General features: G+C 33.8%; 23 protein-coding genes. All 23 read left to right on the top strand.

Going from position 1 to position 18876, the window contains the following annotated elements:
* The first annotated feature begins 3 nt into the window (after positions 1-3).
* The 23 genes from ATZ99_RS10110 to ATZ99_RS11940 all read left to right on the top strand — a co-directional run bounded on the left by ATZ99_RS10110 (position 4) and on the right by ATZ99_RS11940 (position 18868).
* A complete protein-coding gene (locus tag ATZ99_RS10110) occupies positions 4-444 on the top strand; it encodes a flagellar basal body-associated FliL family protein (protein ID WP_068749106.1) in 441 nt (146 codons plus the stop codon).
* Between the two features lie 14 nt (positions 445-458).
* Positions 459-1451: a flagellar motor switch protein FliM gene (gene fliM, locus ATZ99_RS10105; RefSeq protein WP_068749105.1), complete on the top strand. Its 993-nt coding sequence runs from the start codon at positions 459-461 to the stop codon at positions 1449-1451.
* Entirely contained in the window at positions 1426-2526 is a 1101-nt protein-coding gene (fliY, locus tag ATZ99_RS10100; RefSeq protein WP_245641373.1) for a flagellar motor switch phosphatase FliY, read from the top strand. The genes fliM and fliY overlap by 26 nt, the downstream gene beginning before the upstream one ends.
* A gap of 20 nt (positions 2527-2546) precedes the next feature.
* Positions 2547-2906, top strand: coding sequence for a response regulator (locus tag ATZ99_RS10095; RefSeq protein ID WP_281178185.1), 360 nt, complete (start codon positions 2547-2549; stop codon positions 2904-2906).
* Between the two features lie 11 nt (positions 2907-2917).
* Positions 2918-3463: a flagellar biosynthetic protein FliO gene (locus tag ATZ99_RS10090; protein ID WP_068749102.1), complete on the top strand. Its 546-nt coding sequence runs from the start codon at positions 2918-2920 to the stop codon at positions 3461-3463.
* Complete coding sequence (fliP, locus tag ATZ99_RS10085; protein WP_068749101.1) at positions 3460-4230, top strand: flagellar type III secretion system pore protein FliP; 771 nt, start codon at positions 3460-3462, stop codon at positions 4228-4230. Before ATZ99_RS10090 ends, fliP begins: the two co-directional genes overlap by 4 nt.
* Positions 4231-4243: 13 nt before the next feature.
* Positions 4244-4513 carry a flagellar biosynthesis protein FliQ gene (fliQ, locus tag ATZ99_RS10080; protein ID WP_068749100.1) on the top strand — a complete coding sequence of 90 codons (270 nt, stop codon included), beginning with the start codon at positions 4244-4246 and terminating at the stop codon, positions 4511-4513.
* A 21-nt stretch (positions 4514-4534) separates the two neighbouring features.
* On the top strand, positions 4535-5320 hold the full coding sequence (gene fliR / locus ATZ99_RS10075; RefSeq protein ID WP_068749099.1) for a flagellar biosynthetic protein FliR: 786 nt from the start codon (positions 4535-4537) through the stop codon (positions 5318-5320).
* Positions 5317-6387 (top strand): flagellar biosynthesis protein FlhB, encoded by a 1071-nt coding sequence (flhB, locus tag ATZ99_RS10070; protein ID WP_068749098.1) that lies wholly within the window; start codon positions 5317-5319, stop codon positions 6385-6387. The genes fliR and flhB overlap by 4 nt, the downstream gene beginning before the upstream one ends.
* Positions 6388-6390: 3 nt before the next feature.
* Positions 6391-8424, top strand: coding sequence for a flagellar biosynthesis protein FlhA (gene flhA / locus ATZ99_RS10065; protein ID WP_068749097.1), 2034 nt, complete (start codon positions 6391-6393; stop codon positions 8422-8424).
* The gene (gene flhF / locus ATZ99_RS10060) at positions 8421-9596 is read left to right on the top strand and encodes a flagellar biosynthesis GTPase FlhF (protein WP_068749096.1); all 1176 of its coding nucleotides are present in this window, start codon (positions 8421-8423) and stop codon (positions 9594-9596) included. The genes flhA and flhF overlap by 4 nt, the downstream gene beginning before the upstream one ends.
* Positions 9589-10464 carry a MinD/ParA family protein gene (locus ATZ99_RS10055; protein WP_068749095.1) on the top strand — a complete coding sequence of 292 codons (876 nt, stop codon included), beginning with the start codon at positions 9589-9591 and terminating at the stop codon, positions 10462-10464. The genes flhF and ATZ99_RS10055 overlap by 8 nt, the downstream gene beginning before the upstream one ends.
* Positions 10465-11100 (top strand): flagellar brake protein, encoded by a 636-nt coding sequence (locus ATZ99_RS10050; RefSeq protein ID WP_068749094.1) that lies wholly within the window; start codon positions 10465-10467, stop codon positions 11098-11100.
* A gap of 22 nt (positions 11101-11122) precedes the next feature.
* Positions 11123-13174 carry a chemotaxis protein CheA gene (locus tag ATZ99_RS10045; RefSeq protein ID WP_068749093.1) on the top strand — a complete coding sequence of 684 codons (2052 nt, stop codon included), beginning with the start codon at positions 11123-11125 and terminating at the stop codon, positions 13172-13174.
* 2 nt (positions 13175-13176) lie between these two features.
* Positions 13177-13617, top strand: a complete 441-nt coding sequence (locus ATZ99_RS10040; RefSeq protein ID WP_068749092.1) for a chemotaxis protein CheW — start codon at positions 13177-13179, stop codon at positions 13615-13617.
* A gap of 2 nt (positions 13618-13619) precedes the next feature.
* On the top strand, positions 13620-14252 hold the full coding sequence (locus tag ATZ99_RS10035; RefSeq protein ID WP_068749091.1) for a chemotaxis protein CheC: 633 nt from the start codon (positions 13620-13622) through the stop codon (positions 14250-14252).
* Positions 14230-14709, top strand: a complete 480-nt coding sequence (locus ATZ99_RS10030) for a chemotaxis protein CheD (RefSeq protein WP_068749090.1) — start codon at positions 14230-14232, stop codon at positions 14707-14709. The genes ATZ99_RS10035 and ATZ99_RS10030 overlap by 23 nt, the downstream gene beginning before the upstream one ends.
* 54 nt (positions 14710-14763) lie before the next feature.
* Positions 14764-15390 (top strand): sigma-70 family RNA polymerase sigma factor, encoded by a 627-nt coding sequence (locus tag ATZ99_RS10025; protein ID WP_083947464.1) that lies wholly within the window; start codon positions 14764-14766, stop codon positions 15388-15390.
* Positions 15391-15416: 26 nt separating this feature from the next.
* Positions 15417-15602 carry a hypothetical protein gene (locus ATZ99_RS10020; RefSeq protein WP_068749088.1) on the top strand — a complete coding sequence of 62 codons (186 nt, stop codon included), beginning with the start codon at positions 15417-15419 and terminating at the stop codon, positions 15600-15602.
* A 290-nt stretch (positions 15603-15892) separates the two neighbouring features.
* On the top strand, positions 15893-17065 hold the full coding sequence (nifS, locus tag ATZ99_RS10015) for a cysteine desulfurase NifS (protein ID WP_068749087.1): 1173 nt from the start codon (positions 15893-15895) through the stop codon (positions 17063-17065).
* 39 nt (positions 17066-17104) lie between these two features.
* Positions 17105-17491 carry a Fe-S cluster assembly scaffold protein NifU gene (gene nifU, locus ATZ99_RS11895; RefSeq protein ID WP_068749086.1) on the top strand — a complete coding sequence of 129 codons (387 nt, stop codon included), beginning with the start codon at positions 17105-17107 and terminating at the stop codon, positions 17489-17491.
* A gap of 3 nt (positions 17492-17494) precedes the next feature.
* A complete protein-coding gene (gene mnmA / locus ATZ99_RS10005; protein ID WP_068749085.1) occupies positions 17495-18571 on the top strand; it encodes a tRNA 2-thiouridine(34) synthase MnmA in 1077 nt (358 codons plus the stop codon).
* Between the two features lie 120 nt (positions 18572-18691).
* Complete coding sequence (locus ATZ99_RS11940) at positions 18692-18868, top strand: hypothetical protein (protein ID WP_187694845.1); 177 nt, start codon at positions 18692-18694, stop codon at positions 18866-18868.
* Positions 18869-18876 lie beyond the last annotated feature (8 nt).

Below are 18876 nucleotides of genomic sequence, written 5' to 3'. Positions count from 1 at the left end.
TAAATGGCAGAAATGGCGCAAAAAAAAGGAATGAGGAGAATTCTTATAATAGTTTTTATTGTTGTTATTTTAATGATTGTTTCTGCCTTTATGGCGTATTTTTTAACAAAAAACTTTTTATTTCAGGATAAAGCAAAAGAAGAAAAAAAAGTTCTTGCACCTTATCAGGCCGGTGAATTTCTAACAAATCTTGCCGATCACGGGTATATAAAAATTTCTCTTGTTTTTTTATTAGAAGGTAAAGATGCGGAAAAGGAATTAAAACAGAGAGAATACGAAATAAACGACAGGATTTATTCTATTCTTCGGGCAAAAACCTTTGAATCAGTAAAAAACAGCAATGGCATGGAGGTATTAAGGGGAGAAATCAAGAATAATATAAATAAATTATTGGAGAAAGCAAAGATTGTGGATGTGTATTTTAATAGTATTATTGTGAATTAAGGAGGGGGAAAAGGTTGTCAGATATTTTATCCCAGAGTGAAATAGATGCCTTAATTGCAGCTCTTACTACAGGAGAAATAAAAGCCGATGAGATAAAGAAGGAATCCCAGGAAAAAAAGGTAAAAATTTACGATTTCAGAAAGCCAAATAAATTTTCAAAGGAACAATTAAATTCAATAAAAGTGATTCATGAGAATTTTGGAAGGCATTTAATAAACTATCTAACTACCCAGCTTAGGACTTTGGTCCAGATGAGCGGTTCTCATGTGGATCAAATGCCTTTTGCCGAGTTTTCTTCGTCAATTCCTAACCCCTCCATAATAGGGATAGTGGATTTTTCTCCTCTTAAAGGATCGGTGTTGATGGTTACGAGTGTGGAACTTGCATATGCAATTATTGATAGAATGCTTGGAGGCATTGGAGAATACAAGGATAAGCCGAGAGAGCCTACCGAGATAGAATTAAACTTGATTATAAAGGTTTTTTCAAGAATACTTAAATTAATAGAAGAAACCTGGAAAGATGTTTTTGAGGTACACCCGACTTTAGAAAAAATAGAAACAAATCCCCAGTATATTCAGTTAGTGTCTCCAAATGAAGCTACAGCTTTGATTACATTTAATATAAAAGTGGGAAAAACAGAAGGATTGATTAATTTATGTTTACCCTTTATTGTAATTGAACCGATTATGCCCAAACTTTCTACAAAAGCATGGCTATCATCTTCAAAGGAAGTGTCAGATATTTTTTCGAAAAAATTAAATAAAAAGATTGAAGATGTATCTGTGGAAATAAGAGCGGAACTTGGTAAAGCCACAATTTCTGTAAGGGATTTTTTGAATTTAGAGGTCGGTGATGTTATTCAGCTGGATAAAAATATAAAGCAGGAAATCGATATTTACGTGAAAGGAAATTTAAAATTTAAAGGCATAATAGGGAAGAAAAACGAAAAAACCGCTGTAAAGGTTACCAGGTTTGTTGATGAAAGGAATGAGAATTATGGATGAAAACAGGATGCTTTCACAGGATGAAATAAATGAATTAATAGCGAGAATGAATACACCTTCTGAAATTAAGGATTTATCAAGGGAAGAGAAGGATATTTTAGGCGAATTTGGCAATATTTCAATCGGCACTTCAGCCACCACTCTTTATACTATTTTGAGACATAAAGTAGTAATAACGACTCCCGAAGTCATGATTACTACTATAAATAAATTGAAAGAGATTTATTCAATACCCTTTATAGCCGTAATGGTAGATTATACCGAAGGGCTTGAGGGCAGTAATATTTTAATTATCAAAGAAGAAGATGCAAAAATAATCGCCGATTTAATGATGGGAGGGGATGGAAGGAATATTAATTTTGAACTTGATGAAATTAGGTTGAGCGCTGTTGGAGAAGCAATGAATCAAATGATGGGATCATCAGCTACTTCTCTATCAACCATGCTTAAAAAACCTATAAATATTTCGCCCCCCAGAGTAAAAAGAATTTTGCTTTCAGAAGATTCCTTAGAAAGTTATTTTAAAGAAGACGAACCGATTGTTAGGATTTCTTTTATAATGGAAGTGGGAGAATTAATAAAAAGTGAAATAATGCTCCTTATGAAGATAGAGTTTGCTAAATCCCTGGTAAAAGAGTTAACTTCCTTTACGTTGGATTCATCGGTAATTGATGAAGATATTAAGAAAGATGCGAAAACAATACCGGATATGGAATATGAAGGGCAAAAGCAATCGTCTATGGATAAGAAAGAAAAAATAGTTGTAAAACCTGTGGAGTTAGAGGAATTTTCTTCTGAAGAGGGTTCATACCAAAAGGCAAGCATTGAACTCATAATGGATGTTCCTTTGGAAATTTCGGTTCAGCTTGGGAAGGCAGTGAAAAAAATCAAAGAAATACTTGGCTTAGGCCCGGGTTCTATTATAGAATTAGATAAGTTAGCCGGGGAACCGGTAGATATTCTTGTTAATGGAAAACTTATTGCAAAAGGGGAAGTAGTAGTAATTGATGAAAATTTCGGCGTAAGAATTACCGAGATATTAAATTCTTCTGAAAGGGCGAGCCTTATTCAATAAGATTGGGAGGATGATAAATTATGTCTGGGATTTTGATAGTCGACGATGCAGCCTTCATGAGAATGATGATAAAAGATATATTATCAAAAAATGGGTTTCAGGTTGTGGGAGAAGCCGAAAACGGTCTGGTGGCTATTGAGAAATACAAAGAATTAAAACCCGGATTGGTAATTATGGATATTACAATGCCTGAAATGGATGGGATTGAAGCAGTAAAAAGAATCAGATCCCTTGACCCTCAGGCAAAAATAATTATGTGCTCCGCTATGGGACAGCAAGCTATGGTAATAGAAGCTATTCAAGCAGGTGCAAAGGATTTTATTGTAAAGCCATTCCAGCCGGATAGAGTTGTAGAGGCGGTAAGAAAAGCGATGGGATAAGGAGATAAAAGATGAAAAGAAAGTTTATAATTGTTCTGTTTTTAATATTAACCGTACTTTCTTATAGTTATCATCAAATAATCGCTTTACCAAATGGCGGTCAAAATTATGATCTAAAAAATTTGGAAAAGTATAATTTTGATTACCCGGATCCTCAAAAAACTTCCTATTCTCCATTTTACTCTGCTGTAAATCTTTTGGTTTTTATTATTCTTTTTTCGATCGTATGTTATTTGGCCTTTTACTTTACGCGCTTTTTATCTCTTAATAAATCCTTTTTTCAAAAAAGTAAGTACATGGAAATTATCGATGTTTTATCCTTAGGCAATAAAACCAGCTTATATATAGTTAAACTTCCCTCCGGCTATTATATTCTTGGAAATAATGAAAAAGGAATTTCTGTAATAAGTCAATTAGATGAAAGGGAAATTGAATTGATAAAAGAAGCTGAAAATCTAAGCGGGGAAGTGGGGAAAAAATTTGCCTTCCAGTTGGATTTATTCATCAAAAGAGCAGCGAAATCATTTGGAGCAAAAAATGGAGATGAAAATAAATGAAAAGATTCATTAATAAAATTGCTATAATTTTCATATTCCTGGTAGGGAAATTTACCATAGATTGTACCTTACTTCTCGCGGCACCGGAAAATAATTTACCGGTATTGAATTTTATAAAACCATCAGGGACTCCTGCTGAAACCGCCACTACCCTTCAAATATTAATTGCCTTAACAGTTCTCTCGCTTGCACCTTCAATTTTAATAATGATGACTTCCTTTATTAGAATAATTATAGTACTTTCCTTTGTGAGAAACGGTATGGGTATGCAGCAGGTTCCGCCTAATCAGGTGTTAATAGGCCTTGCTCTATTTATTACCTTTTTTATAATGGCTCCTGTTTTTAGCGACATAAATAAAAATGCGGTAATGCCTTATTTAAATCAACAAATTTCCACGGAAGAAGCTTTTAAGAGGGCAGAAAAACCTTTACGGGATTTCATGTTTAAACAGACAAGGGAAAAAGACTTAGCATTGTTTCTTCATTATGCAAAATTGCAAAAACCGGTAAATTCCCTTGATGATGTTCCTACATATGTTTTAATACCATCCTTTATAATAAGCGAACTTAAGACAGCCTTTCAAATGGGTTTTATAATTTTTCTCCCCTTTCTTGTTATAGATATGATTGTTGCGAGTACATTAATGTCAATGGGAATGCTAATGCTGCCTCCAATTATGATTTCCTTACCCTTTAAAATATTACTGTTTGTTATGGTGGATGGTTGGGATTTAGTGATAAAATCTTTAATAGCGGGATTTCATTAAGGATGGGATAAAAATGAGTCAGGAAACCGTTATTTATTTAGCTAAGGAAGCCCTTGGCGTAGCTATTCTTGTTTCAGCTCCGATATTAGGATTTTCAATGATAATCGGTTTGATCGTTAGTATATTACAAGCAACCACTCAAATTCATGAACAAACATTAACCTTTTTACCAAAGATAATTGCTGCGGTTATAGCTCTTTTGATTTTTGGGCCATGGATGTTAAGCACTTTGTTGCATTTTACTGAAACTATGTTTTTACAACTTCCATATTTTATCAAGTGAATGGGAAGATAGGGAAACAAAATGATTAATTTTTCGATGGTTTTACAGGACTTCTTAAAATTTTTATACATATTTATAAGGATTATCAGTTTTATGACCGTTGCTCCTGTGTTTGGGAGAAGGGAAACGCCAATTCAAATAAAAATCGGTTTTTCAATGCTTATGGCAATAATTATTTTTCCTTTTATCGAAAATCAGGGTTTTAATTACAATTTTATTGAGTTTATTTATTATACTTTGAAAGAAATTCTTACCGGCTTAATTATGGGCTTTTGCGTTTTTGCTATTTTTTCGCTATTTTATATTACAGGACAAATGATAGATTTACAAATGGGATTTGGGATAGTAAATGTTATTGACCCGCAAAGTAATACCCAAATTCCGTTAATGGGGAATTTTTATTATATTTTGGCAACATTAATTTTTTTGACAGTTAACGGGCATCATATTTTGATTGGGTCTTTGATAAAAAGTTACGATCTTGTTCCAATAGGGAAGGGAAGTTTTGCCTCCTATAATTTATTAAATGCAATTTTAAATATTTTTAAATACATGGTCATTACTGGCATTAAAATGAGTTTACCGGTAATTACTATGATATTAATAGTGGACTTTATTCTTGCTATAATAGCAAAAATAGCTCCTCAAATTAATGTTTTCATAGTAGGTCTTCCGCTTAAAATATTGATTGGAGTTTTTGCCATAATTATAGTTATCCCCTCTTTTATTATTGCACTTGATGGAATTTTCAATGGTATTTACGATGGTTTATTTAGTGTATTGAGGGGAATGATGACCTCAGAATGAATTTACAACTTTTTGCTCAGGAAAAAACTGAAAAGGCAACTCCCAGAAAGCGACAAAAGGCACGGCAAAAAGGGCAAGTTTTTTCAAGCAGAGATTTGACTACAGCCTTAATGTTAATTGCTTCAATCTTTATTTTCAAATATTATTTAATAGGCGTCATCAATGGCGTTATGAAGTTTATGATTGAAAGCTATAGCAATTTCTTCAATCTGGAATTAACGGTACAAAATCTTTCTCATATATTTATTCAATCCTTGACTTTGTTTTTATATGTAATTGTTCCTCTGGCATTTGGAACTTTTATCACCGGAATTATTGTCAATGTTTTACAGACAGGCTTAATATTTAATTTGGAGCTCATAATTCCAAAATTTGAAAGAATAAATCCTATTGAAGGATTAAAGAGAGTATTTTCTACAAAAAGTTTGATTGAGCTTTTGAAAGTAATAATAAAAGTCACTGTTATATCTATATTTTCCTATAACGGCGTAATAACCGTTAAAGATGGAATTGATGAAATGATGGATATGAGCATGGAACAAATTCTAAGTTTTTTTTCAGATGTTTTATTTAAAGTGGTTTTAAAAATTTCCTTGGCTTTACTTATTCTGGCCGTATTGGATTATCTTTACCAGTGGTATGAATATGAAAAAAGTCTCAGGATGTCAAAAGAAGATATAAAAGAAGAATTAAAAGAAATTGAGGGTAATCCTCAAATTAAAGCGAGAATAAGGCAGATACAAAGGCAATTAGCTAGAAGGCGAATGATGCAGGATTTAAAGAAAGCGGATGTGGTTATTACAAACCCCACTCACTTAGCTGTAGCTCTTTCCTATGATTCGAACAAACACGATGCACCTGTAGTTATTGCTAAAGGAATGGGGGAAATTGCGTTAAAAATAAAGCAAGTAGCGGTAGAGGAAAATATACCTATTGTAGAAAATCCTTCACTTGCCCGTACTTTATACAAATCAGTAGAAATAGGTGAAACTATTCCCGAAGAGCTTTATCAAGCAGTTGCTGAAATATTAGCATACATTTATAGTCTGAAGGGAAGGAGAATTTAAAGGATGAAAATCGGAGATATTGCGGTAGCTTTGATATCCGTCCTCGTAGTAGTAATGATGGTGATTCCCCTTCCTTCTGCTTTACTGGATATTTTACTTTCGCTGAATATAACCCTTTCACTGGTGATATTACTGGTATCAATGAATACAGAAAAACCGCTAAATTTTTCCGTTTTCCCCACACTTTTATTGTTAGCCACATTATTCAGACTTTCATTAAATATCTCTTCAACAAGACTTATATTGCTTTACGGCTATGCGGGGAGGGTAATAGAGGCTTTTGGTAATTTTGTTATTAAAGGAAATGTTCTTGTAGGACTTATAATATTTTTAATTATTGTTATTATTCAATTTATTGTTATTACCCGTGGAGCGGAGCGGGTAGCGGAAGTGGCAGCCAGATTCACTTTGGATGCAATGCCTGGAAAACAAATGAGCATAGATGCGGACCTGAACGCGGGATTAATAAATGAATCGGAGGCTCGAAGAAGGCGTCAGGAAATACAAAGAGAAGCAGATTTTTACGGAGCAATGGATGGTGCCAGTAAATTTGTAAAAGGAGATGCAATAGCAGGAATAATTATAACGGCAATCAATATTGTCGGCGGCCTTATTACCGGTATGGTATTTCAACAAATGAATTTTTCCGATGCGATTAAAAGATATGCTTTATTGACCGTCGGAGATGGTCTTGTAAGTCAGATTCCTGCATTGCTTATTTCTACAGCTACCGGTATCATAGTCACCAAAGCAGCTGGAGAAGGTAATTTGGGGAACGATTTAGTAAATCAGCTTACAGCTTATCCCAAAATACTTCTAATTGCCTCAGGGCTATTAGCTTTTTTCGCAGTAATACCCGGTCTTCCCCATATTCCTTTCATAATTTTAGCGGGGATATTCGGCTATTTGGGCTTTTCTCTCCAGAATGCTTATAAAAGAGAATCTATAAAGGAAAAGGAAGTTGAGAAAGTAAAGGAATTTGAAGAGATGCGAAAACCGGAAAACATTTACTCTTTGCTTCAAGTAGATCCCATTGAAGTAGAGTTTGGTTATAGTTTAATTCCTCTTGCTGATAAGAATCAGGGCGGGGACTTAATGGATAGAATTGTAATGTTAAGGAGGCAATGTGCTTTAGAGCTGGGCTTCGTAGTACCCATGATAAGATTAAGGGATAATATACAATTAAATCCGGGAGAGTATGTAATAAAAATTAAAGGGGTTGAAGCTGCAAGAGGAGAAATTAAAATAGACCACTATCTTGTTATGAATCCAACCGGTGGTCCTATTGAAGTGGATGGTATTGATACCAGAGAGCCTGCTTTTGGATTACCGGCAAAATGGATACCACAGGAAAAACGTGAAAGGGCGGAACTGTTGGGCTATACGGTAGTTGATGCTTCTTCGGTAATTACCACCCATTTAACAGAGGTTATCAAGGACTATGCCCATGAACTTATCGGCAGGCAGGAAGTAAAAAACCTTCTGGATGCCGTAAAAGAGCATTCACCATCTATAATTGAAGAATTAACTCCAAAAATCTTGAGTTTGGGTGAAATCCAAAAGGTCCTATCAAATCTTTTAAAAGAAAGTATTCCTATTAGAGATATGGTGACGATATTAGAAACCTTGGGAGATTATGCGGTTCTAACAAAAGATCCGGATACCCTTACCGAATACGTAAGGCAAAGGCTGAAAAGGGTAATTACGAATAAATTTTTTCCGGAAAAAAGAGGAAGCGTGATCACCTTAGATAAACAGGTGGAAGATTTGATTTTAGATGCTCTTTCAAAAACAGAAAGCGGAGTATATTTATCTTTAGAACCTCAAATATTGCAAAAAATATTGAATTCAACTGCTGAAAACGTAAAAAAGGCTTATAAACTGGGCATTCAGCCATTAATTCTAACAAGCCCTCTGGTGAGAAGATATTTTAAAAACATAATCGAAAACAATATAAAAAATATTCCGGTCTTATCCTACGCCGAATTGGATCCAAACGTGGAAATTAAGGCCATTGGGATGGTGAAATTACAGTGAAAATAAAAACTTATATTGCAGATAATGTTCAGGAAGCTTTGTATAAGGTAAAAAGTGAGATGGGAAGAGATGCGATAATTTTGCAAACAAGAAAAATTAAAACCGGAGGCATCTTTGGGTTATTTGGTAAAACGAAGGTGGAGGTCATAGCAGCCTGTGAATTAGAACCTAAAAAATCCATTGAATCTTCAATAAATTTAACCTTGCCAAGAATTAATATGAAGGCCTCCGAAAGCATGTTTAATTATGCGGAAAATATTAATCCTACAAAATCCTCTATTGAAGAAAATCAAATTGAAGGCATTAAAAATGAGTTACAGGAAGTAAAACGACTAATAAAAGAAATTTATGATAATAAAGATTCTTCGAGCAAAACTGGATTAAAAAAGGCAAAAAGTTTTCAAACGCTAATTGAAAGGTTAACTTCCATGGAGGTAAAGGATGAAGTAATAAAAGTAATTATAGATAATATTAAAAAGGATTCAAGTGGCAATAATTCAAAAATTCTTATGGAAAATGCTAAGAATGAGATAATTAAAATGATAAATCAGCCAGAACCAATAAAGATTAAAGAGACTCCTGCTAAAATAGCTTTAATTGGCCCCACCGGGGTAGGTAAAACTACAACTATAGCAAAATTAGCCGCACATTATTCTCTCAATGAAGGGAAAAAAGTGGCATTAATTACTTCCGATACATATAGAGTAGGGGCGGTAAGCCAGTTAAAAACATATGGGGAACTTCTCGAAATTCCTGTAGAAATACTTTATGAGCCAAAGGAAGCATCTAATATATTAAAAAAATTGAACGGTTACGAGATTATTTTTTACGATACCCTTGGCACGAGCCCAAAAAACAAAATATTTTTGAAGAAGATAAAGAATATTATAGAAGCAATAGAGCCGACGGAACTCCATATGGTGATTAGCGCTACGACAAAAACAAGTGAAGTCGAGAATATTTTAGAAAATTATAAGGATTTAAATTATAACAAGCTACTGTTTACAAAAATTGATGAAACCAACATTTATGGACTCATATTAAATGCTGTTTATTATTCGAAATGCTGTCTTTCATATATTACTACGGGACAAAATGTTCCGGATGATATCGAAGTAGCATCCCCCGTAAAAATAGCAAACCTTTTACTGGGAGAGAGTGATAATGCTTGATCAGGCATATAGATTGAGAGAATTAATAAAAAGTAAAGAAAAATCTTCAAAACAGTTGAGAATAATAGCGGTTTCCAGCGGTAAGGGAGGAGTCGGAAAAACAAATTTCTCCGTTAACCTGGCGATTATTTTAAAGGAGCTGGGGAAAAAGGTTTTATTGATTGATGCTGATTTTGGCCTTGCAAATGTAGATGTAATATCCGGTATTTTCCCGAAATACAACTTATCCCACGTGATTAATAAAGAGAAAAAAATAAAAGATATAATTTTTAATGGACCTTCAGGAATAAAAATAATTCCTGGAGCTACAGGACTTTACGAGATGGCGAATTTATCGGAGGAAGATTTGGAAAACCTGATGAATGCCTTTGAAGCAATTAAATATGATTTTGATTTTGTAATCATTGATACCGGTGCGGGTATTCATAAAAACGTGGTTAATCTCCTCCGGTCTTCCAATGAAGTAATTGTAATAACAACCCCTGAACCTTCTGCTATAACCGACGCTTATGCCGTAATAAAATTAATATTTAAAGATGTCAAAAAGATATATTTGGTGGTAAACAGAGTTGATAATTATAAAGAAGCGGATTTAACTGCAGGAAAAATTTCCAATGCGGCAAAAAAGTTTTTGAATGTGGATCTGGAATACTTAGGATATATCCTGGAGGATAAAATTGTGTCTAAAGCAAATAAAGAACAGGTCCCTTTTTATATAAAATACAAAGATAGTCTTTCTTCCAAGTGTATATTAAATATTGGTAAAAAACTTATATATGAAGAATTGGATCTTCCCAAAATTGAACCTTCTTTTGCTGCATGGTTTGAAAAATTAATTTCCAATTTTATTCCTTCAGGGGGAAAATAGATGAAAGAGAAATTAATGGTAGGAATGAAGATAGAAATAGAAATACAACGGGCGGAAGAAAACTTAAATTTTTTGACCAAAATTGAAGAAATAAAAGAAAAATCTTTAATACTCGGAATGCCAATATATAAGGGGAATTATTTTTTTATAAATCTTTTAGAAGAAGTTAACATATATTATTCGATCAACGATTTGTTTTATTTTTTAAAGGGAAAAGTTATAGACAAAAGTTATATCCCCCTCCCTGTAATAGAAGTAGAAATTTTAGAAGGACCTAAAAGAATACAAAGAAGAAATTTTTTCAGGATTCCTGTTACATTGAAGATAAAGGCAAAAAATATTAATTCAATAAATTGGTGTGTGGCTTATATAAAAAATATTAGCGGTGGTGGGGCACTATTACATACCTATCTGGAATGCAATAAAAATGATATATTGGAATTGCGCATTCCGATTGATAAAGAAATCCTTGAGGTTAAAGCACGGGTTGTCAGGGTGGAAAAGAATATAATGCGGTATATTAATCCCTTTGAAATTGCGGTGGAATATTATGATATTTCTGAGAAAGATAGAGATAAAATAATAAAATTTATTATGCAGGAACAAAGAAAATTAAGAAAAAAGGGTTATTTCTAAATTTTAAGGCAGGGGTGTTATTATGGATAATAAATATTTAAATGTATTTATTGAAGAATCAAATGAATATATTCAAAAACTGAACATTGAACTACTGGAATTGGAAAAAAACAGAGATAGAAACGTAGATGAGATATTTCGTTATATGCATACTCTTAAGGGTATGGCAGGAACTATGGGATTTGAGAAATTTACAGAACTATCCCATCAATTAGAGGATTTGCTGGACGCTATAAGGTCAGGGAATATTAAAATAAGTTCAGAAGTAGTAGATGTATTGTTAGAAGGGGTTGACATTCTACAGGAGTTCGTAGAGGAGATTGCTGATCACGGACAGGAAGGAAATAGGGATATTTCAAAAATCTTAGAAAAAGTAAAAAAACTGATAAAAAATAATAATGTGAATGGGGCGAAAAATGACAAAAATTTGATTGAAGAAAAGGAAAATAAAATTGAGCATCCCTTCAATGAATATGAATTAAAAATTTTTGAAGAAGCTTTTAGGAAAAACATGAATATTTTTCAAATAAAAGTTATTTTGCATCAAGATTGCCTCCTAAAATCTGCCAGGGCTTTTCTGGTATTTAAAGCCATCGAAAATTTTGGAGAAGTAATAAAAACAATACCTGAAGTCAGGGAGATTGAAGATGAAAAATTTGATAGAGAATTTTATATTTACTTGATTTCAAATACGAATCAGGACAAAATTCAAAAATCCATTGAATCTATTTCCGAAATAAGTGAAGTTATTATAACTGAAATTCGTTTTGAAAATATCGCCCAAAAATACGGCATATTTTTCAACTCTCAAAACTCCGGTAATTCAGATGAAAAAGTTAGTGCAACCACAGAAAACGGCTCGAAAGAAATTAATAAATCTGGGGAAGAAAAAGATACAAAGGACATGAAAAAGAAATCGGGCAAGACGTTAAGAGTAGATATTGAGCGACTTGATAATTTAATGAACCTTGTGAGCGAATTGATAATTATTAAAACAAGACTGGAAGAGATAGAGGGAGATTTAGATAAAGATCAAGATAAAAGGGAAGCGATAGAATACCTTTCAAGGATTACTTCGAACCTGCATGATGCGGTTATGAAAGTACGAATGGTGCCAATTGAAAATGTTTTCAATAGATTTCCGAGAATTGTATACGATTTGTCAAAAGAGCTCAATAAAAAAGTCAATTTAATTATTGAAGGTGCTGAAACCGAGCTTGATAGGACGGTAATTGATGAAATCGGAGATCCTTTACTTCATATTGTTAGAAATGCCATTGATCATGGAATTGAAAGGCCAGATGAAAGAGTAAAAAGAGGGAAACCCGAAGAAGGCACTCTGAGAATGAAAGCTTATCATGACGGTAATAATGTAGTAATTGAAATAAACGATGATGGTGCTGGAATAGACTGTGAACGTATTGCAAGAAAGGCTGTAGAAAAAGGTATTGTAGATGAAGCAAAAGCTTTGAGAATGAAGGAAACGGAACTTTTATCTCTAATTTTCGAGCCCGGGTTTAGTACAAGCGAAAAAATAACGGACATTTCCGGCCGGGGAGTAGGCCTTGATGTGGTAAAATCAAAAATAGAATCCCTGGGGGGTAATGTGGAGGTCTATACCAAAAAGGGAGAAGGTACAAAATTTTTAATAAGATTACCCCTTACCCTTGCTATTATTCAAGCACTAATGATTAAGGTGGATGAGGAAAAGTATGCAATACCTCTAAACACAATAAGAGAAACCGTTATCGTTTCTACTAATGAGATAAAAAAAGTTTACAAAAAGGATGTTATTGTTTTAAGAGGAAAAGTGATTCCGTTGATTAGTCTTCATGAAGTCCTTGAAACAAGCAAGAAAGGATATATTAACGAAAAGATAATTGTGGTAGTTGTTAAAAAAGGAGAAAAAGATATTGGTATAATAGTTGATGATTTAATAGGTGAACAGGAAATAGTTATTAAAAGCCTGGGGAATTACTTGAAAAATCTCAAATTTATTGCGGGTGCAACTATTTTAGGTGATGGTCAGGTGGCTTTAATTCTAGATATTAATTCATTATTTGAGGAGGAATAATAATGGATTTGGTAAAGCAATATGTGGTATTTAAATTGGGAGACGAGGAATATGGGATTGATATTTTACAGGTAAAAACGATTGAGAAAGTTTTACCCATTACTCGTATCCCCAGAGCACCCCATTATGTTAAAGGTGTAATAAATTTAAGGGGCGAGATAATACCTGTAATAGATTTAAAAAAGAAATTCGATTTAAAGGAAGAAGAATTAACTCCGGAAGCAAGAATAATAATAGTTTGTGTTGCTGATATAACAATAGGAATGATAGTAGATTCTGCTACGGAAGTTATTCAACTTACACAAGATTCTATAGAGCCTGCCAATTCAATTAAAGTAGGAATAAATTCTGATTTTATTGAAGGCGTGGGTAAATTGGAAGAAGATAGATTACTTATTATCTTAAATTTAGAAAAATTAATTGCAAATGTGAGGGTAAGTTAACAATGTATTCAAACTTTGAACTGGATGTTTTAAAAGAAATTGGTAATATTGGCGCTGGAAATGCTGCAACTGCGCTTTCAATAATTATTTCCGAGAAAGTATTGATAAAAATACCCGAGGTTATAATTTTACCATTCAATGAAGTAATCGATGTAATGAAGGATCCCGAAGGTTTTGTAACCGGGATTTTTTTCCGGATAGAAGGCGAACTTGAGAGTAACTGTGTTTTAATTATTCCTGAAAAAGAGACAAAAAACCTTCTAAAGCTTCTTTTAAAAGAAGATGTAAAAGATTTGTTAACATTGAATGATATGGAACAATCTGCCTTAAAGGAAGTAGGAAACATACTGGTGAGTTCTTTTGTTTCCGCACTTTCAGATTTTACAAAGCTAAATCTAAAGATTTCCGTTCCCAGTTTAGCATTGGATATGGCAGCGGCTATTCTTAGTTTTCCGCTGACTATATACGGGATAATGGGGGACACTGCTTTATTGCTCTCAACAGAATTTTACGGGGATTCCGATGGAGTCTTAATAGATTTTTATTTAATCCCGGATGATGATAAATCTTTTAAAAAACTTCTAAAAGCAATTGGAGTGGATATTTTTGACGATGATACGAGTTGGAATAGGTGAATTTAAATCTGCAAAAGCTCCTGCCGTTATCTCAACACTGGGTCTTGGTTCCTGTGTGGGAATATGTCTTTGGGACGAATTTACCAAGGTGGGAGGGCTTGCTCACATAATGCTCCCGGATAGCAATTTAAGCACTACTAATAATTTTAATCCCGGAAAATTTGCGGACACTGCCATACCTTTATTAATCTATGATATGGAAGAATTGGGGGCAAACCGAAAAAGAATAATTGCTAAGATTGCCGGTGGTGCTCAAATGTTCGAGATTAAATCCCAAATGGAAATGATGAAGATCGGGAAAAGAAACGTGGAGGCTGTTAGAAAAGCGCTTTCTCAATTTAATATAAAGATAGTGGCGGAGGATGTAGAGGGGAATTTCGGCAGGTCAATAGAATTCAACTGCGATACGGGTTTATTGACGGTTAAATCTGTAGGACGAGGTATTAAAATAATATAAAAATTTAACGCTTGAGGTGGTAAAGTGCGGGAAGAGGAGCTAACGGAAAAATTAATTAATGAATACAAAACACAAAAAAGCAAAGATTCTCTGGAAAAGCTGATAGAATTGTATATCCCGCTGGTAAAATATATTGCAGGTAGGTTGGCCATCGGTCTGCCTTCTTTTATCGATTATGATGATCTGGTTAGCCTTGGTATGTACGGTTTATTGCAGGCTTTAGAACGATTTGACCCGGCAAAGGGGGTAAAATTTGAGACCTTTGCTTTTTACAGAATTAAGGGAGCAATTACCGATGGATTAAGAAAAATGAATCCGATAAGAAATAAAAACACCTCTTTTTTTTCTAATTTTGAAGAAATTTCATCCGATGAGTATATCAGTGAGGGTGAAGAACATTACGGGGTTATGCTGTGGGATTTAATTAACATCAACAAGGATCTTATAAATGATCCCCAGTATGAACTGGAACTTTCAGAGACAAAAAAGGTTTTAGCAGAAGCTATCGGAAGACTCCCGGAGAAGGAAAAGATTGTGGTATCACTGTACTATTATGATGGCCTAACTTTAAAAGAAATATCTCGGGTATTGGACTTAACCCCAGCCCGAATATCGCAGCTTCATTCAAAGGCTATTCGCAGATTGAGAGGATATTTGAGCAGAAAAAAGAAGTATTTATAGATAATAGAAAACCGGGGTGAAGGGATATGTCAACAAAACCCATAGACTTTCAAATTACTATTCCCCGTACTTACGAAACTTCAAGAGTAGAGCATAATATTAAAGCAGCAACCGAAAATAAGATGATGATCATAGCAAGTAATGTTAAAAATGAGGTAGAAATCTCAAAGAGAAAAGTTAATGTATCTGAAAATACCGGTGGAGTTAAATAGAAAAAGAAAAAAATAATCGTGCTAAGGATGAGGGGAAAAAGGATAAAAAAAATCAAGATATAGATGCAAGTAATGAAGATAAAAAAGTAAATAGTAGTATTAAAAAGACATCTCATATAGATATACGAGTATAATATTTTTAAATAAAATAGAATTATTTCTTGACATCTTTCGAACAAAAATATATATTATAATTAAAATCCTACTAAATTAGTAGGAATTATGCAAAATAAAATGTGGAAATATAATTTTAGTTTAAAAAATTTATCAAAAGGATGGGAGATGAACATATGAAGAGAATATATATGGATCATGCAGGGACGACACCTGTAAGAAAAGAAGTTGTAGAGGCTATGCTACCCTATTTTACTGAAAAGTTTGGCAATGCTTCTACGGTTTATTCCTATGGCAGAGAAGCAAGAAAGGCTGTAGAGGAAGCGAGAGAAAAGGTAGCCGCATTAATCGGAGCGGATCCGAAAGAAGTTTATTTTACATCGGGTGGAACGGAAGCGGATAACTGGGCCTTACGGGGAATAGCTTACGCCAATAAGGAAAAAGGTAATCACATTATAACAACAGCTATCGAGCATCATGCAGTTCTTCATACCTGTGAAGATTTAGAAAAAAAAGGTTTCAAAGTTACTTATCTTCCGGTAGATAAATATGGAAGGGTCAGGGTTGAAGATGTAATTAATGCTATTAATGATAAAACAATATTAATATCGATAATGCATGCAAATAATGAAATTGGAACAATAGAACCGATTGAAGAGATTGGGCAAGTATTAAAGAATTTGGATAGAAAAATTTACTTCCATACCGATGCAGTGCAAACGGTTGGGAAGATACCTGTGGATGTAAATAAATTAAACGTAGATCTATTGAGTATTTCTTCCCATAAAATATACGGTCCTAAGGGTGTTGGCGCACTCTATATAAAGAAAGGGACCAAAATCCAATCTTTTATGACGGGTGGAGGCCAGGAATTTGGAAAAAGAGCCGGAACGGAGAATGTCTCTGGCATTGTGGGATTTGGAAAAGCTGCTGAGCTTATTGCCTCGGAATTAGAAGAGCAACAAAAAAAGCTATCTTACCTCAGAGATAAATTAATAAAAGGTATTATGGAGAATATTTCAGATGTTATTTTAAATGGCCATCCAGTAGATAGATTGCCGCATAATGTAAACCTATGTTTTAAATATATTGAGGGTGAGTCGTTACTTCTGAACCTGGATCTAAAAGGGATCTGTGCTTCCAGCGGTTCAGCTTGCACATCGGGTTCTTTGGAACCTTCCCATGTACTTTTAGCAATCGGTCTTCCGCATGAAATTGCTCATGGGTCGTTGAGGCTTACCCTTGGAAGAGATAATACTGAAGAAGAAATTGATTATGTGGTTGACGCGATTAAAGAAATTGTAGAGAAATTGAGACAAATGTCTCCGCTGTACAATCAGAAGAAATAAGTAAAGATAATCTGTAAAGTTTGAAAGGGGAAAGTTTGAATGTATAACGAAAAGGTAATGGATCATTTTACCAATCCGAGAAATGTGGGTGAAATACCCGATGCTGATGGAATAGGTGAAGTTGGAAACCCGGTATGCGGCGATATGATGAAAATATATATTAAAGTAAAAAATAATATTATCGAAGATATAAAATTTAAAACTTTTGGTTGCGGAGCTGCTATTGCGACCAGCAGCATGGTAACAGAAATGGTAAAAGGCAAAACGTTGGAAGAGGCTTTACAAGTTACAAATAAAGCGGTGGCAGAAGCTCTGGGTGGACTTCCCCCAATAAAAATGCACTGTTCAAATCTTGCTGCTGATGCCCTTCACGCTGCAATAAAGGATTACGAGAGAAAAAAAGCTGAAAAATCGGGCAGGGAATAATATATGAATAAAAATAAGGTTGTAGTTGCCATGAGCGGTGGAGTGGATAGCTCTACTGCAGCATACCTTTTAAAAGAAAAAGGGTATGAAGTTATTGGAATTACAATGCAAATATGGCAGGACCCCGATAATGATTATATATTAAAGGAAGGCGGTTGTTGCTCAATAGCTGCAGTTTACGATGCAAGGAAAGTTGCCGATAAGTTGGATATTCCTTATTATGTGGTAAATTTTAAAGAAGATTTCAAAAAAAATGTGATAGATTATTTTTTGTCAGAATATGTATCGGGTAAAACTCCAAATCCATGTATCGTTTGTAATAAAGTAATGAAATTTGATCTACTTTTAAAAAAAGCATTAGAAATGGATTCTTTTTATCTTGCTACAGGTCATTACGCAAAAGTTGAATATGATAAAAAAAGTAAAAGGTTTTTACTAAAAAAAGGAAGGGATAGGAATAAGGATCAATCATATGCCCTTTATAATTTAACTCAATTTGAGTTAGAACATATTATATTCCCTCTTGGTGATTACACAAAAAGTGAAATTAGACATATTGCGCAAAAAGCGGGGCTTCCAGTTGCGCAAAAGCAGGAAAGCCAGGAGATTTGTTTTGTTGATGGGGATTACAAGGAGTTTGTAAAAAATAGGGTACCGGATAAAATAAAACCCGGGTATTTTATAGATACAAAAGGTAATATATTGGGAAAACATAAAGGTATAGCTTTTTATACCATTGGTCAAAGACGGGGTTTGGGTATATCCTCAAATAGACCTCTTTATGTAGTTAGAATAAATCCTGAAAATAATTCTATCGTGGTTGGAGGTGAAGAAGAGCTTTATCAAAAGGAGTTTACTGTTAATAATTTAAACTGGATTTCAATTGAAAAACTGCAATGGGAAAAGAAAGTTAATATAAAAATAAGATACAACTTTGATGAAAAACCGGGAATTATTTATCCATTAGAGGATGGAAGGGTAAAAGTAGTTTTTGATGAACCCCAAAAATCTATCACTCCCGGGCAATCTGCTGTATTTTATGAAGAAGATGTGGTGGTAGGTGGTGGCATAATAGAATAACAATTAAAAAAATAATATTAAAAAGGAAAAGAACCTGACAGTAAACAGGTTCTTTTTTTATGAATAAAAAATAAATTCTGGGGAAAATAATAAAAAAGATAAATTTTGGAAGGTGATGTTATGAACTGCCCAATATGTGGCAAAAATGAGATCGGAAAGGTAGGCACTAATCAATATTTTTGCTGGGAATGTTTAATGGAATTTTCGGTGAATAATAACAAAATTGTAGTTTACGAAGTAGCCGATGATGGATCCCTTATACCATACATGGAAAAATTATGTACTGCAGAAATTTAAATTAATAT

This window comes from Thermovenabulum gondwanense (assembly GCF_001601575.1).
GTDB lineage: Bacteria > Bacillota > Thermosediminibacteria > Thermosediminibacterales > Thermosediminibacteraceae > Thermovenabulum > Thermovenabulum gondwanense.
The sequence above is the reverse complement of the archived record's forward strand: the minus strand, read 5'-3'. Positions and strand labels throughout refer to the sequence as shown.